The sequence below is a fragment of the Luteibacter sp. 9133 genome (genome assembly GCF_000800155.1).
Lineage (GTDB): Bacteria > Pseudomonadota > Gammaproteobacteria > Xanthomonadales > Rhodanobacteraceae > Luteibacter > Luteibacter mycovicinus.
In genome coordinates, this window is record NZ_JUHO01000001.1 from 1,463,459 (window position 1) to 1,478,530 (window position 15,072).

A 15,072-nucleotide genomic window follows, 5' to 3' on the forward strand; every position below is an offset into this window, starting at 1 on the left:
GTCAGCGATCGAGCAGGGCCTCGACGCGTGCGGCGCAGATCACGTCGTTGAGTGAGAGGCCGCCGACGTCATGCGTGGACCAGAGCACCTGGCAATGGCCGTAGCCGGCTTCGAGGTCCGGATGATGGTCTTCCTGGTTAGCCATGAAGCCGACCGCATTGATGAAGCCCAGCGTGTGATGGAAGTCCCTGAAGGAAAAGTCCTTCACGATGGCCTTGCCGTCCGCGGTCACCGTCCAGCCCGGCAGACCGGCAAGGTGCTGGTCGAGCGTCGCCCGGTCGAGCGCATTCTCCGGGCCTTTGCGTGGCTGGCAATGCTGGGTCGCGAGCGGGGAGAGGGTCATGGCGGGCATCCGGCAGAGGAAAGCGCGAAGCGTCGACGCTTGCGCCTGAATTGTCAAAAGGCGGCATCCCGGAGGAAACAGTACTAGAATGGTGCTGTATTCCGGCGCTCCCCACGCCGGACCCGATACCGGAGCCCCCATGATCGACATCACGGAACGCGCGCAGGCGCATTTCCAGCGCCTGATCGCCCAGCAGGGTGATGATGGCCTCGGCGTTCGCTTGCGCGTCGTCGAGGCCGGGACGCCTGCCGCCCAGTGCGAACTCGAATTCTGCGAAGCCTCGGAGCTGACCGGCGACGAGTGGACGATCGAGTGCACCGGCTTCAATCTCTACGTCGACGGCGAGAGCATGCGCTGGCTCGATCCAGCCAACATCGACTACGAGATGACGCCTACCGGCAGCCAGCTCAACATCCGTGCGCCGCGCATCAAGGGCGACGCCCCGGGTGAGGGTGCTGGCGTGGTCGAACGGGTCAAATACGTCCTCGAGTCCGAAGTCGCCCCGCAGATCGCCTCGCACGGCGGTCGCATCTCCCTCGTCGAGGTCACCGCCGACGGCATCGTCGTGCTGCGTTTCGGTGGCGGTTGCCACGGCTGCGGCATGGTCGACGTCACGCTGAAGAACGGCGTGGAGAAGACCCTGCGCGAGCGCGTGCCGGAGATTACGGAAGTGCGCGACGTCACCGATCACGAAACCGGCGACGCCCCCTATTTCGCGAAAGCAGCAGGCTAAATGTAGGAGCGCGCCTGCGCGCGAATGACACGCGCGCATTGGAATGAAAAACATCGCGCGCAGGGCGCGCTCCTACAGGGCGGTCAGTCGCCCTGGATGTGGTGCTCGAGCCCCTGCAGTTTCGACGGCATCGTCGCGAAATACGCCGACACGTCGTCGATGTCCTGATCGGACAACGTGGCCGCGAAGCCCTTCATGATGGCGTTGCCACGGCGTCCGTCCTTGTACTCGTGCAGGGCCTGCGCGAGGTAGTCGGCGTACTGGCCGGCCAGGCGGGGATACTGCGGGTCGACGGAATTGCCGTCCTGCCCATGGCAGGCGACGCAGGTGGCGATCTTGGTTTTGCCGCGCGCCGGGTCACCGGCGGCGAAGGTCTGGGTGGCGGTCAGCGCGAGCAGCGCGCCCATGGCAATCAGGGAGAAACCACGGATCATCATTCGTCCTCGGCGGCTTACTTGGCGATACTGGAGAGGTAGGCGGCGATGTCCTCGATTTCCTGATCGGACATGCTCTGCGCCTGGGCGCCCATCGTCGGGTGCGTGCGCTCGCCACTCTTGTACGCCTTCAGGGCGTTGACGATGTACTGCTCGTTCTGGCCGACGATGTGCGGCACATGGTATTCGGGGTAGGCGTTGGCATAGCCGGGCACGCCGTGGCAGCCATTGCAGGTGTAGACGAGCGTCCGTCCCCGGGCCTTATCCCCTTCGGCATGCGCCGCGGATGCGGCACACAGAGCTACAGCGATCAGACCAACCAGATGCAGACGCTTCATTAAGAGTTCCCTGGGTGCCGGGCGGGGCCGGGGTTGAACAGCCGTCGAAGTATAGAGGGCTGTCGCAACGGGGAACAACTCAGGCGTAAGTCCGCGTCAGAGAAGACTTTTGATGATGTGGAAGCCCGCGATGTACTCGCCGGCGATGGTGCCGACGCAGACCAGGAAGAAGTTGAGCAGGGTGCGGGCCACCCGATTCTTCCACCAGCCGGTCCAGTGCGTGATGTCGTCACGCAGGTGTTCGAAGTCGAGCACGCGCGGCTTGCGGACCCACGCTTCGGCCATGGCGCTGAAGGCGCCGGACGGGATGCCGGGCCGGAAAGGCTTGAGCGGACCGGCGATGAACGCGGCGATGATCGACAGCGGATGACCGCCCGCGATCAGGGCGCCGAGCGCGGAGAGGCCGCCCGTCAGCAGAATCCAGCTCTTCACGGCGTCGGCGCCCAGGCTCGGGCTGCGGTAGAAGGCGAAGCCGATGGCAGCGAAGATCGCGAGCACCACGCCTACGGCGACGATCTTCGGCCAGTGCGAGGCGGGTGGCGTGACAGCGAGGTCATCCGCCGTCGAACGGGCATCTCCCTGCTGATCGGCAAGCTGCCTGCTCATGCCCTTCAGGTGGCCGGCACCGATGACGACGAGCACCTTGCGCGATGGCGCGGCAGCATCCATCCGCTGGCCGTTTTCGCGCAGGCGCGCGGCCATGTATTCGTCGCGCTCGGCGATCAGTGCGCGATAAAGCGGCGCCGAGCCCTGGGCGAAATCGCTGAAGGCGCTTTCGAGCAGATCCGCCTGCTTCAGTTTCTCGATGTCTTCCTCGGGGATCTCCTCGCGCTCGAACACGCTGCCGAGCATGCCGGCCATGAGGCCGAAGCGCTGGAAGAAACCGACGCTGCGCCAGGCGCGCTTGAGCGTGGTGCCGACTTCGCGATCCACCAGCCACACCGGAAGGTTGCGCGCGTCGGCGCCGTCCATCGCGGCCTTCATTTCCGCGCCCGGCTCGATGCCGTATTGCGCGGCGAGACGTTTCTGGAAGCCGCCGAGCACGAGGCTCGCGGCGACCATGCCGGCCTTGCCCTGACGGATGACCTGGAACAGATCCATCTGCTTGAACGCTTCCGGATCGCGGATGCCATGCGCACGACTGGCGCACAGTTCCACCGCCACCGCGTCGAAGTGCTCCGTTTCCAGCAGCGCATCCACCGCCTGCACGCTGGCGCGTGACACGTGCGCGGTGCCGAGAATGACGTAGTCGACGCCGTCGCGCGTCATGCGCTCGAAGGGTTGGCCTTCCAGGGCGGCGGGCAGGGTGACGTCGTTCTCGGCAGGAATCATGCGCTCGGGTGTCCGTTGGATGTCTTAATCGCGAAAGCGCTTGGTGAGATCGGCATAGGCGTCGATACGACGGTCGCGCAGGAACGGCCAGATGCGGCGCACGTGCTCGCTGCGTTCCATGTCGACATCGACGATCAGCAGTTCACGACCGTCCGTACCGGCCTGGGCGAGGAACTCACCCTGCGGACCGGCGACGAAGCTGGAGCCCCAGAACTGGATGCCGTTGCCGACGCTGGTCGGGTCCGCCTCGTAGCCCGTGCGATTGCACGAGAGCAGGGGCAGGCCGTTGGCGACGGCATGGCCGCGCTGCACGGTGATCCATGCCTCGCGCTGACGCGCTTTTTCTTCGTCGGAGTCCTTCGGATCCCAGCCGATCGCGGTCGGGTAGAACAGGATATCGGCGCCGGCCAGGGCCATCAGGCGCGCGGCTTCGGGATACCACTGGTCCCAGCAGACGAGCACGCCGAGCTTGCCGACCGACGTCTGGATCGGATCGAAGCCCAGGTCGCCCGGCGTGAAGTAGAACTTCTCGTAGAACGCCGGATCGTCGGGGATGTGCATCTTGCGGTACTTGCCCGCGATGGCCGACGAGCGATCGAAGACCACCGCGGTGTTGTGATACAGGCCGGTGGCGCGCTTCTCGAAGATCGAGGCGACGACGACGAGCCTGAGCTCTTCGGCAAGCTTGCCCAGGCGCTCGGTGCTTGGGCCGGGAATGGTCTCGGCGAGGTCGAACAGGTCGACGCTTTCGTGCTGGCAGAAGTACGGGCCGTTGTGCAGTTCCTGAAGCAGCACCAGCTCGACGCCGGCTCCGGCCGCATCGCGCAGGGCCTGCTCGATCGCGTCGAGGTTGGCGTCGCGGCTGCCGCGGTCGGTTTCCTGGAGGAGGGCGACCTTGAGAGTCTTGCGGGACATGACTTCTTCCTTACTTGGCGATGGCGGCGGGCAGCTGCATGGTGATGCAATGCAGGCTGCCGTTCTGCCAGATCAACGGACGGCAAGGTACCTGGACGATCTCGCGGCCCGGATGGGCGAGGCCGATGATCCGCGCCGCTTCCGCGTCCGCCGGATCGCCATACGCCGGCACGAGCACCGCGCCGTTGACGATCAGGTAGTTCGCATAGGACGCGGCCAGTCGACGACCATCGTCGAGGATCGGCTGCGCCCAGGGCAGCGGGTGCAACGGGTACGGCTTGCCATCCGGGGTGCGCAGTTCGGCGAGTTCCGAGGCCATCTGGCCCAGTTCCTCGAAGTGCGGATCGCTGGCGTCGTCGCACGCCTGATGCACGATGCCGCCGTCTTCGGAGAAGCGGGCCAGCGTGTCGATATGGGCGTCGGTGTCGTCGCCTTCAAGGTAACCGTGGTCCAGCCAGAGCACGCGGTCCGCGTGCAGCGTGGTGGCCAGCGTTTCGGTCATGGTTTCGCGCGACAGGTCCGGGTGACGCTGGTTGAGGCACTTCCACGTGGTGAGGATGGTGCCGCGACCGTCGCTCTCGATGCCGCCGCCTTCCAGCGCCCAGTCGATCCGCTTGTGCGGCAGACCGGACAGCACGCCACGCTCGAGCAGGCCGGAGATCAGCGCGTCGTCCTGCTCGGCGCCGAACTTGCCGCCCCAGCCGGTGAAACGGTAATCGTTGAGCAGCACACCGTCGGGGCCGGTCAGCGTGATCGGGCCGGAGTCGCGCAGCCAGGTATCGTCGTAGGGCAGTTCGATGAAGTGCAGGCGTGACATGTCGGCACCGGCCTGCCCGGTGAGCAGCCGCGCGCGTTCACGCAACTCGCCATCGGCGACGATGACGTGCAGCGGTTCGAAGCGGGTCACGGCGGCGGCCAGCGCCACATAGGTGCTCTCGACCTCGGCCAGACGGTCGGCCCAGTCGGTATCCGCGTGCGGCCAGGCGATCAGAACGCCGGCCTGCGGCTCCCATTCGGCGGGCAGGCGATACGAAGTGCGGTCGGTCATGGCGGGCAACGGGGCAGCAAAGGAAGCCGACCATTGTAGGGCTTCCTCGTTACCGCTGCTGTAATCCGCCGGTTACCTCGCGGCTTGCGGATTCAGGTTGTTGCCGGCCGGCGTATTCAGCACCGTGTGGACCACGTGGCTGCGCTCGAAATAGACGATGTAGCCCGGGTACATCCAGCGATTGATGACCGGCTGCTTCGCACTGCCGCCGCCGCGCGAGTCGAGTCTGGACGTCGGCGCGCCGAACTGGCGTTCCACCTGGGCCATGCTCATGCCCTTCCTGGGCAGGTTCATGGCCTGCTCCTGCTGGACGCGGTTGACCAGCAGGCTGTCGCCCGCGTGAGCGGCCGGGACCATGGCGGCGGACACGAGCGCCAGGGCGATCGCGGTGAAAACAGGCTTGAAGGTGTTCATGATGGCTCCGTCGCGCTCCCCATGCGGCGCAGGACGTCGTTTTAACAGATCGCCTTCACGCACGCCATGGGGCGCGCCGCGCCGCCTTCACGGCTGTGTGCTGCGTCGCGTTTCCGGACGCGGGCAGGGCGGGGCAGTTATCATGGACGGTCGCTAGCCGCCAGTCTCCCCAATCCATGATCTCGTTTCGCAATCTTGCCCTTCGCCGGGGCAGCCGCACCCTGCTGTCGCAGATGGACCTCACCATCCAGAGTGGATGGAGCCTGGGTGTCATCGGCCGTAACGGCTGTGGCAAATCCACCCTGTTCGCCGCGCTCAAGGGCGAGCTCGAGCCGGAGGTGGGCGAGCTGGACATGCCTTCCAGGGTCCGGCTGGCGTCCGTCTCGCAGGAGACTCCGTCGCTGCCCGATCCCGCCATCGACTACGTGCTGGGTGGCGACGTCGAGGTCGCCGCGGCGCTCAAGGCCGAAGCCGAGGCCTATGACCGCGAAGACTACGAGGCCGCCGCCGTGGCCAACCACCGTATCGAGGAACTCAACGGCTACGACGCGCGCGCCCGCGCGGGCCGCCTGATGCATGGCCTGGGTTTCAGTCCGGAAACCCACGAGCGCGCCGTGTCCTCCTTCTCGGGCGGCTGGCGCGTGCGCCTCAATCTGGCTCGCGCGCTGATGGCGCCGTCCGACCTGCTGCTGCTCGATGAGCCCACCAACCATCTGGATCTGGACGCGGTGCTGTGGCTGGAAGAATGGCTGCGCCGCTACCCGGGCACGCTGCTGATCATCTCGCACGATCGCGAATTCCTCGACGGCGTGATCTCGCACACCATGCATCTGCATGACGGCACGGCCAAGCTCTACACCGGCAACTACACCGCCTTCGAACGCCAGCGTGCCGAGCATCTGCGTCAGCAGCAGATCGCGCATGTGCGCGAGCAGGCCGAGCGCGCTCATCTGCAATCCTTCATCGACCGCTTCAAGGCCAAGGCCAGCAAGGCCAAGCAGGCGCAGTCGCGCATGAAGCGCCTTGAAAAGCTGGCCGGTACCGAAGCGGTGCGCGCCGAGCGCAGCTTCAGCTTCTCATTCCCCGCGCCGGATCGTCTCCCCACGTCGATGCTTCAGCTCGATCACATCGATGCGGGCTACGGCGATCACGTGGTGTTGCGCGACGTCGCCTTCGGTCTCGAGTCGGGCGACCGCATCGGCCTGCTCGGTCCGAACGGCGCCGGTAAATCCACGATGGTGAAGTCGCTGGTCGGCGAACTGGAACCGTTGAAGGGCGAGCGGTCCTTCCACAAGGACATGAAGATCGGCTACTTCGCCCAGCACACGGTCGAAAGCCTGCACGAAGGCTGGAGCGCGTTCGATCACCTGCAGGAAAAGGCACCCACTGCCGGTCAGCAGGCATTGCGCGATTACCTGGGTACGTGGAACTTCCCCGCCGACCGCGTCTTCGAGCCGGTGGATGCGTTCTCCGGTGGCGAGCGCGCGCGTCTCGCGCTTGCGCTGATCGCGTGGGACAAGCCGAACCTGCTGCTGCTCGACGAACCGACCAACCATCTCGACCTCGACATGCGCGAAGCGCTGGCCGATGCGCTGTCCGGCTTCGACGGTGCGCTGGTGCTGGTGTCCCATGACCGCCATCTGCTCGGCATGGTCTGCGACGAGTTCTGGCGCGTGGCCGACGGCGATGTCGAAGCCTTCGATGGCGATCTCGACGATTACGCCAAATGGCTGCGCACGCGCGCCACCACGCGCAAGACCGCCGCCGTCGCCTCGGCCGCACCGGAAGCGCCGATCCAGGCCTCGGCCAAGGAAAAGCGCAAGCTCAGCGCCGAAGAGCGCGAGAAGGAAAAGCCGCTGCGCGCTCGGGTGAAGAAGATCGAGACCCTCATCGCCACGATGGACAAGGAGCTCACCGCGATCGAAAGCCAGCTCGCCGACCCCAGGGTCTACGACGGCCCGACCGCGGAGATGATGACGCTCAGCCAGCGGCAGTCCGCGTTGCGCGGCGAAAAGGAAACCCTCGAGCTCGAATGGCTCGGCATCCTGGAACAGATCGAGGAGTAAGCATGGCCGCCGTCCTCAACGTCCTGTTGCCGGGACGCGACAAACTCGCCCACCTCGCGCCGTTCGCCGCCTGGCTGGCGCGCGGCACGACATTGCCGGCGGCGTTGCCCGGTTACATGGTCGCGATGGCCGAGCACTTCCGCTGGCCCGGCGGCGCACTTCCGGCTGCGGCGGTCATCCGTCAGTCGGTCGCGGGCGACGCGGGCGACGCGCTGTGGTTGTCCGCCGATCCCGCCTGGGTGCAGCCCGAACTGAGCGGGGCGCGGCTGCTCGCCTGCGGCAACCTCGGCCTCACGGTGGAGGAGTCCGCGAGCCTCGTCGCCGCGCTGGCCGAGACCTTCGAAGCGGAAGGCATGAGCCTGCACGTCGGTGACGCACAGCACTGGCAGCTGCGTCTGCCCAGCTATATCGACGTACCCGCCTTCCCCGAGCCGGAAGAAGCCCTCGGCGCCGACCTGTTCGAGCAACTGCCCAAAGGCGAAGCCGGCCGTCGCTGGCGTGCCCTGATCAACGAGGCGCAGGTCGTCCTGCACAACCACCCGGTCAACCGCTCGCGTGCCTCGCGCCACCTGCCGCCCGTCAACAGCGTCTGGCTGTGGGGCGCCGGCGTCCTCCCCGACTGGGTCGAATGCGGCCTCAGCCGCATCTACAGCGACGACCTCCTGCCCTGGGCCCTCGGCCACAAAGCCAACGTCGACGTTCAGGCCCGCACTGCCTTTCCTGCAGGTCCCGGGCCCGCTCCTGCAGGAGCCAGCCTGCTGGCGAAGGGTGCTGGCGACGGCACAACCCACGCAGCACTTTCCCCCTATACCCTGCTGGACCTCCAGGACACCCAGCCCCACGACTTCGACCAGACCTGGTGGCCCGCCCTGGAAACCCACCTGACCGAAGGCACCGAACTCCGCCTCGCCTTCGCCGACGGCCTCCGCATGGTCCTGAAGAAGAACCACCGCCTGCGCTTCTGGCGCAAGGCATGACCACCCGCGTCTGGCGACAACGCATCGCCACCGCCGCACCCAGCGGCTGGCCCGCGCACATCCATCCCGTGATCCAGCGTATCTACGCCGCACGCGGCGTAAGCACCCCTGACGGCGCCGAGCATCGCCTCGCGCGGCTCCTGTCGCCCAGCCTGCTCGGTGGCATGGATCGCGCCGTCGCCGTACTGATGGACGCCATCGCCAGCGACAAGCGCATTGTCGTCGCCGGCGATTACGACTGCGATGGCGCGACGGGCACGGCGGTCGCCGTGCGCGGCCTCCACCTGCTCGGTGCGAAACACGTCGCCCATGTCGTGCCCAATCGCTTCGTCCACGGTTATGGCCTCAGCGAAGCGCTGGTCGAATCGTTGCAACCGTCACCGGACCTGATCGTTACCGTCGATAACGGCGTGGCCAGTGTCGCCGGTGTCGCGGCCGCGCGAGCGCGTGGTATCGGCGTACTGATCACCGACCATCACCTGCCGGGCGATACCTTGCCCGATGCCGATGCGATGGTGAATCCGAACCTCGACGGCGACGGCTTTCCGAGCAAGGCCCTGGCGGGCGTCGGCGTCATGTTCTACCTGCTGCTGGCGTTACGCGCATCGATGCGTGACGCCGGGCAGTTTCCGAACGGCGAACCCGACCTCAGCGCGCTGCTCGATCTGGTCGCGCTCGGCACGGTGGCCGATCTGGTGCCGCTGGATTTCAATAACCGCGTACTGGTCGAAGCCGGCCTGAAGCGCATGCGCGCGGGCAAGGCATGCGCGGGTGTCACGGCGTTGATCGAAGCCAGTGGCCGATCGCTGTCCACCATCGCCGCAACCGATCTCGCGTTCGCCATCGGCCCGCGCCTCAACGCCGCCGGCCGACTGGAAGACATGTCGCTAGGCGTCGCCTGTCTGCTCACCGATGACGTCGGCATCGCGCGTCGTTACGCGGAACAGCTTTCGGCCATCAATCAGGAACGCCGCGAGATGCAGGCGGGCATGGTCGACGAAGCCGAGCGCATGGTCTCGCTGGCGAAACATGTCGATGCGGTGGGCGTGGCGTTGTTCGACGAAGGCTGGCATCCCGGCATCGTCGGTCTCGTCGCCTCGAAGTTGAAAGAGAAGCTGCATCGCCCCGTGCTGGCGTTCGCGCCGGCCGGCGACGACACGGATGAGCTGCGCGGTTCGGCACGATCGATTCCCGGGTTCCACATCCGCGATGCGCTGGCCGAGATCGACGCGAAGCATCCGGGTCTGATCCTGCGCTTCGGCGGCCATGCGATGGCGGCAGGCCTGAGCATGCGGGCGCGCGACTTCGAGCGCTTCGCCGCCGCGTTCGACGCGATCGCACGCAAGCATCTCGACGACGATCATCTGCAGGCACTCGTGCATACCGATGGTGAACTCGACTACCGTGACCACACACTCGATCTGGCGAAGCAGCTTCGGCACGCCGGGCCGTGGGGGCAGGCGTTTCCGCCGCCGGTGTTCGAGGCGCGCTTCGAGTGCGCGTCATGGAAGCCGATGGGTAGCCGGCATCTGCGTTTGCATCTGCGCCACACGCAGGGCGGTGCACCGCTGGATGCGGTGATGTTCAACTGCTATGACGGTACGCCGCCACCCGCGCGGATGCGTGTCGCCTACGAACTGTCCGTCAACGACTGGCAGGGCAGGGAGAGTGTTCGGTTGCTGGTGACGCATCTCGAGGCGATTTGACGGCAACGTCGCGACCATTTGCCTGCCTTTGGCTGCGTCTGGCTGCGTCGACCGGAAGAGCACGTCGCCATGTTCCGGCAGACTGACCCGGGACCTCGCGCACTCAACGACTTGCCCGAACTACCTCAGGCAAACCTGCCGTCCCGTCCACATATCTGAGACTACCCCCGCTTAATCTCGGCCCCATGGCCAAGGTGAACTGGGTACAGATGGGCGAACGGCAGTACGCGATCCTGGAAGGGACCTCGCGGGCCTTCGCACGGGTCAGCCCGAAGGATGGCCGCTGGGTGGTCCGCTGGCGCTACGGGCCTCGCGGCGGGCAGGGCGCGACGCTACGGGGCGTCTCCCTCATGCAGCGCATGGTGATGCGCTGGGCCGAACATAACGAGGCCCGGCTGCGGAAACTGATCCCTCCGCCGGTCCGGGCCTACGGGCCGCCCAGCGAGGCGGAACGGTATTTCTACGACGCCATCTGGCCCGGCTACGTGCCGGCTTCACGCCGGCCGAGGCGGGAGGGGCGGGAGCACTATTGAGCCAGGGCCCCATCCCCCACACATAGGGTGCATCCCCAACCCGTCTTCTGAGCAGGTGGCACCCATGTCCCCCGAGCGTTTCGTTTTCGCTCTCCAGAACACCGTGGTCCGCGACAACCTCGCGGTCTACTCCGAGCTGTTCCGCAGCACCCCCGTGGAGATGGCGGTGGACCCGCACTGGGTGCGCGCGCTCGAACTGTTCAACGGGCTGGACGAGGACGACAAGGAGGTCTTCCTCCAGGTGATCTGCCACACGATGATCGATACGACGGCGAACCTGCTGGGTATCGTCGACGGGTGTTGCCCGGTTTCCGGGATCGAGGGCGACGTGACGCTTTGTGTGGACGGGAAGCCGATCGGCGGGGAGTTGCAGGAGTTGTTTCTGGAGCTTAACGAAGCGGGCTGACGCGCCTTTCCATCACTGGCACACTCGGACCTCGTTCGAATCAAGGTCCACCATGCGTTCCCGTGCACTCCAGGCCGTCGCGATCGCGCTGCTCTCCGCGCTGTTCTTCACGCTGACCTATGTCCTCAACCGCGCCGTCGTCAGTGGGGGTGGGCACTGGCAGTGGGCGGTGATCCTTCGTTACCTGATCACGCTGCCGCTGCTCGCGGCGGTTCTGCCGTTTCAAGGCGGGCTGGGTTCGCTTCCTCGCGAACTTCGCGCGCACACGCGCACGTGGCTCATCTGGAGCAGCATCGGCTTCGTGCTGTTCGGCCTGCCGCTCACCTGGGCGGCCAGCAGTGGTCCGTCCTGGCTGGTGGCGGGAAGTTTCCAGACAACCGTCCTCGCCGGACCCTTGCTTGCCCCCTTCATCTATCGCGATGAGCGTGCTCGCTGGCACGTCGGCGCCTTGTCGATTGGCGCCCTGATCGTCATCGGCGTGATGTTGCTGCAGCTCGGCAATGCCCGCGGATCGCTCGACGCGTCGGCGTGGCTGGCCGTCGGCGCGGTCGTCCTGGCCGCCTTCGCCTATCCGCTGGGCAACCGGAAAATCCTGTTGCATCTCGAGCGCACCGGCACGCGCCTCGGTGCCGTGCAGCGGGTGTTCGGGATGACGCTGGCGAGCTGGCCCCTCTGGATCGTCCTTGCGGTCGCCACGTGGTTCAGCATCGGGCCGCCGTCCTGGCGGGAGATCTGGCTGGCCGGTGGCGTGGCGTTGTCGTCCGGTGTCATTGCGACGGTGCTGTTTTTCCACGCGACCGAGATGGTCGGTCGCCAGCCGACCGCGCTGGCCGGCGTGGAAGCCATGCAGGCCGCCGAGCTGCTGTTCGCGACGGTCATCGGCGTGATCTTCCTGCACGAAGCCGTGCCGGGCCCGATGGCCGCCATCGGCGCGGTCGCCATCATCGTGGGCATCGCCTTGTTTGCCTGGGTCAGCGGCAGGGAAGGGCACGTCGCCCCGGACGAGGTCGCCGCCGACCGGGGCGCTTGACGCCATCGCGACACGGGAAGCGTACGCTGCTCCCATCGTCCGGAGGTATGCCATGAAACCTGTCGCTATCGCTTTCCTGCTGCTCGGTTTCAGCGTCGCCGCGTCCGCCGCCCAGACGCCTCCCGGTACCCACGGCGAGCGCGCGCCGGCAGCTGAGCCTATGAAGCGTTTTGCCTGGCGTGACGAAGCCGCGGGTTACACCTTCGTCGCTCCGCCACGCTGGACGGGCAAGGTAACGGCGGTGCCACTGGATTCCGCGGCACTCGCGAAGTCGGGTGCGACCAGCGGCGTGCGTTTCGTCGCGGGTTCGAAGACGTTGCTGGTGCTGCTGTCGTCCGATGACGAGCGGGCGCATGCGATGGCGACGTCCGGGGCACGCGAGTTGTCGCGTAACGACGGGCACGTGCTCTCGGTCAAAACCGAGGCCGAATCCGGCTCTCTGGCGCTGACCGAGCAGGAGCTCGCGGATGCGGTGCAGTGGGACGGTGCCGCTTCGGGCACCGCAGTGCGCTAGCGCCTACGCGCTGGCACGTCGCCGGATACGCGGTCACCGAACTGCCAGTCACGTTGCACGTCTCGCAACGGGTCTCTTATTGATACGCAGGACATATCGAAGCGGACGCGTTCGGGTATCGATTCGACTTAATTCAGGGTCTAGCCTTATTCCCATGGCTCATTCCCTGGAGGTTCCCGTGGACGGCTCGTCCCTCGCCGCGTCGGCGGTCATCGTCGATCGACGCATCCGTCATGGCACGCCGGCATTCCGGCGCACCAATCTGGCCTTGTTCTCATCGGGTTTCGCGACCTTCGGCCTGCTCTACTGCGTCCAGCCGCTCATGCCCGCGTTCTCTCACGGGTTCGGGGTGGACGCGGCGAGCAGCAGTCTGTCGTTGTCGCTGACGACCGGCGTACTGGCGGTGGCCATGCTGTTCGCGGGGGCGATCTCGGATGCGTTCGGTCGAAAGCCGATCATGCTGGCGTCGTTGCTGGGTTCGTCGATTCTCGTGTTGCTTTCCGCCATGGCGCCGACCTGGGGCTCGTTCCTGGTAATCCGAGCGTTGCTCGGCATCACGCTGGCAGGGCTACCCGCGGTCGCCATGACGTATGTGAGCGAGGAGATTCACGGCGATTCGCTGGGCTTCGCGATGGGTCTCTACATAGGCGGTAACGCCATTGGCGGCATGGGTGGGCGACTGATCTCCGGTTTCGCCGCGGATCATTCGTCGTGGCGTGTCGCCGTGGCGGTGATCGGCGTGCTTGGTCTCCTTGCGTCGTATCTCGTATTCCGCGGGCTGCCCGCCTCCGTGCATTTCGAGAAGCGTCGCGCCCATCCGCGTGCGTTGATCGCGTCGTTCGGTTCGCTGTGGCGCGACAAGGGTCTGCCGTGGCTGTTCGCTGAGGGCTTCCTGCTGATGGGCGCCTTCGTCACGATCTACAACTACGTGTCGTATCGCCTGCTTGCGCCGCCGTTCTCACTGTCGCAGTCGCACGTGGGTGCGATCTTCATGGTGTACCTGATCGGTGTGGGCAGCTCGGCGTGGATGGGCTCACTGGCTGGCAAGCTGGGACGTCGCCGTGTGCTCTGGACGACCTTCGTGATCATGCTGGCAGGCGTGGCGCTGACCGCGAGCTCATCGCTGTGGGCCATCGTCGCCGGTATCGCGATGCTGACCTTCGGTTTCTTCGGTGGGCACTCGATCGCCAGCAGCTGGGTGGGCAGGCGCGCGGTGTATGCCAAGGCGCACGCCTCGTCCTTTTATCTGTTTTCGTACTACATGGGTTCGAGCATCGCCGGCTCGGTCGGTGGTCTCGCCTGGACTCATGGAGGCTGGAATGGCGTAGCGGGTTACGCGGCTCTGCTCGTGCTCGGTGGCCTCGCCATCGCCTTGAAGCTGCGCACGCTTACGCCTTCAGCATCAGCGTCGTAAAGGCTCTAACCAGCGGCGAGGTGTCGTCGCGGCGATGCGTGACGTGGATCGCGCTCGCCGCGTCAGGCGAATCGATGGCGACATAGGCGACGCCGTCGACGCGGACGTGGCGCAGGGAGTCAGGCAATACGGCGACGCCCATGCCCGCGGCGACGAGGCCGATCATCGTCGATGATTCACCGGCCTCCTGTGCGATGCGCGGCGCGAAGCCCGCATTGCGACACATCGTCAGCAACTGATCGTGTACGCCGGTACCGGCGGCACGGCTGAACACGACGAAGCGTTCGTCGGCGAGTTCTTCCATACGCAGCTTGCGACGTTTGCGCTTCGCCAGGGGATGGTCCGCACGAAGCACGGCTACCAGCGGGTCGTCGACGAGCTTGTGCGAAACCAGCGGGGCGGGCAGCTTGCCGCCGCGAAGCAAACCGATCTGCTGGCGATCGTCGAGCAGGCATTCGACCTGCTGCAGCGTGTTCCGCTCGACGAGCACCAGCCGCACGGCGGGATACGCATCGCGAAACGCGCGGATGGCCTGAGGAAATTTCTCGATGAGCGGCGTGGAACGGGTGAAGGCGACATGCAGTTCGCCGATCTCGCCGCGCTCGGCACGACGCGCCATGTCGGCGGCGTCGTCGACGCGCGTGACGATGTCGCGGGCGGCATCCAGGTAAACCCGGCCTGCGTCGGTCAGCTCGACGCGGCGGTTGGTACGGCGCAGCAGTCGCAGGCCCAGCATGGTCTCCAGATCGCGGATCTGCTGACTGAGCGGCGGCTGGGACATGCCCAGCCGCTCGGCGGCGCGGCTGAAATGGAGCTCGTCGGCGACGGCGATGAAGTAGCGCAGATGCCGCAGCTCGATGCTCATGGGA

17 protein-coding genes are annotated in these 15,072 nt (G+C 66.3%); 9 read left to right on the forward strand and 8 right to left on the reverse strand.

Annotation, left to right across the window (positions count from 1 at the left end; all coding sequences use genetic code 11):
- Nucleotide 1 precedes the first annotated feature (1 nt).
- A complete protein-coding gene (locus FA87_RS06310; protein ID WP_036114410.1) occupies nt 2-343 on the reverse strand; it encodes a 4a-hydroxytetrahydrobiopterin dehydratase in 342 nt (113 codons plus the stop codon).
- Between the two features lie 139 nt (nt 344-482).
- Here FA87_RS06310 and FA87_RS06315 point away from each other — a divergent pair, with 139 nt between their 5' ends.
- Complete coding sequence (locus FA87_RS06315; RefSeq protein WP_036114409.1) at nt 483-1,076, forward strand: NfuA family Fe-S biogenesis protein; 594 nt, start codon at nt 483-485, stop codon at nt 1,074-1,076.
- Between the two features lie 83 nt (nt 1,077-1,159).
- On the opposite strand, the gene FA87_RS06320 is transcribed toward FA87_RS06315, so the two are convergent.
- The 6 genes from FA87_RS06320 to FA87_RS06345 all read right to left on the reverse strand — a co-directional run bounded on the left by FA87_RS06320 (nt 1,160) and on the right by FA87_RS06345 (nt 5,500).
- Complete coding sequence (locus FA87_RS06320; RefSeq protein ID WP_036114408.1) at nt 1,160-1,510, reverse strand: cytochrome c; 351 nt, start codon at nt 1,508-1,510, stop codon at nt 1,160-1,162.
- Nucleotides 1,511-1,527: 17 nt separating this feature from the next.
- Nucleotides 1,528-1,848 carry a cytochrome c gene (locus FA87_RS06325; RefSeq protein WP_036114406.1) on the reverse strand — a complete coding sequence of 107 codons (321 nt, stop codon included), beginning with the start codon at nt 1,846-1,848 and terminating at the stop codon, nt 1,528-1,530.
- 96 nt (nt 1,849-1,944) lie between these two features.
- On the reverse strand, nt 1,945-3,180 hold the full coding sequence (locus FA87_RS06330; protein WP_043693133.1) for a TraB/GumN family protein: 1,236 nt from the start codon (nt 3,178-3,180) through the stop codon (nt 1,945-1,947).
- Between the two features lie 24 nt (nt 3,181-3,204).
- The gene (locus FA87_RS06335) at nt 3,205-4,095 is read right to left on the reverse strand and encodes a carbon-nitrogen hydrolase (RefSeq protein ID WP_043693136.1); all 891 of its coding nucleotides are present in this window, start codon (nt 4,093-4,095) and stop codon (nt 3,205-3,207) included.
- 10 nt (nt 4,096-4,105) lie between these two features.
- Nucleotides 4,106-5,143, reverse strand: coding sequence for an agmatine deiminase family protein (locus FA87_RS06340; RefSeq protein ID WP_043693139.1), 1,038 nt, complete (start codon nt 5,141-5,143; stop codon nt 4,106-4,108).
- Nucleotides 5,144-5,215: 72 nt separating this feature from the next.
- Nucleotides 5,216-5,500, reverse strand: a complete 285-nt coding sequence (locus tag FA87_RS06345; protein WP_239709153.1) for a hypothetical protein — start codon at nt 5,498-5,500, stop codon at nt 5,216-5,218.
- 233 nt (nt 5,501-5,733) lie between these two features.
- Here FA87_RS06345 and FA87_RS06350 point away from each other — a divergent pair, with 233 nt between their 5' ends.
- From FA87_RS06350 to FA87_RS06385, 8 genes are all read left to right on the forward strand, one after another.
- A complete protein-coding gene (locus FA87_RS06350; protein WP_043693142.1) occupies nt 5,734-7,623 on the forward strand; it encodes an ATP-binding cassette domain-containing protein in 1,890 nt (629 codons plus the stop codon).
- A 2-nt stretch (nt 7,624-7,625) separates the two neighbouring features.
- On the forward strand, nt 7,626-8,600 hold the full coding sequence (locus tag FA87_RS06355; protein WP_052191184.1) for a hypothetical protein: 975 nt from the start codon (nt 7,626-7,628) through the stop codon (nt 8,598-8,600).
- A complete protein-coding gene (recJ, locus tag FA87_RS06360) occupies nt 8,597-10,306 on the forward strand; it encodes a single-stranded-DNA-specific exonuclease RecJ (protein WP_043693144.1) in 1,710 nt (569 codons plus the stop codon). The genes FA87_RS06355 and recJ overlap by 4 nt, the downstream gene beginning before the upstream one ends.
- Before the next feature lie 185 nt (nt 10,307-10,491).
- Nucleotides 10,492-10,839, forward strand: a complete 348-nt coding sequence (locus tag FA87_RS06365; RefSeq protein WP_043693146.1) for a hypothetical protein — start codon at nt 10,492-10,494, stop codon at nt 10,837-10,839.
- Nucleotides 10,840-10,903: 64 nt separating this feature from the next.
- Nucleotides 10,904-11,245 (forward strand): hypothetical protein, encoded by a 342-nt coding sequence (locus tag FA87_RS06370; protein ID WP_043693150.1) that lies wholly within the window; start codon nt 10,904-10,906, stop codon nt 11,243-11,245.
- Nucleotides 11,246-11,297: 52 nt separating this feature from the next.
- On the forward strand, nt 11,298-12,275 hold the full coding sequence (locus FA87_RS06375; RefSeq protein ID WP_043693152.1) for a multidrug resistance efflux transporter family protein: 978 nt from the start codon (nt 11,298-11,300) through the stop codon (nt 12,273-12,275).
- Nucleotides 12,276-12,327: 52 nt separating this feature from the next.
- On the forward strand, nt 12,328-12,789 hold the full coding sequence (locus tag FA87_RS06380) for a hypothetical protein (RefSeq protein WP_036114384.1): 462 nt from the start codon (nt 12,328-12,330) through the stop codon (nt 12,787-12,789).
- Nucleotides 12,790-12,943: 154 nt separating this feature from the next.
- Nucleotides 12,944-14,203, forward strand: a complete 1,260-nt coding sequence (locus FA87_RS06385; RefSeq protein ID WP_081996494.1) for an MFS transporter — start codon at nt 12,944-12,946, stop codon at nt 14,201-14,203.
- Here the strand turns inward: FA87_RS06385 and FA87_RS06390 are convergent.
- On the reverse strand, nt 14,178-15,068 hold the full coding sequence (locus tag FA87_RS06390) for a LysR family transcriptional regulator (RefSeq protein ID WP_081996495.1): 891 nt from the start codon (nt 15,066-15,068) through the stop codon (nt 14,178-14,180). The genes FA87_RS06385 and FA87_RS06390 overlap by 26 nt on opposite strands.
- Nucleotides 15,069-15,072 lie beyond the last annotated feature (4 nt).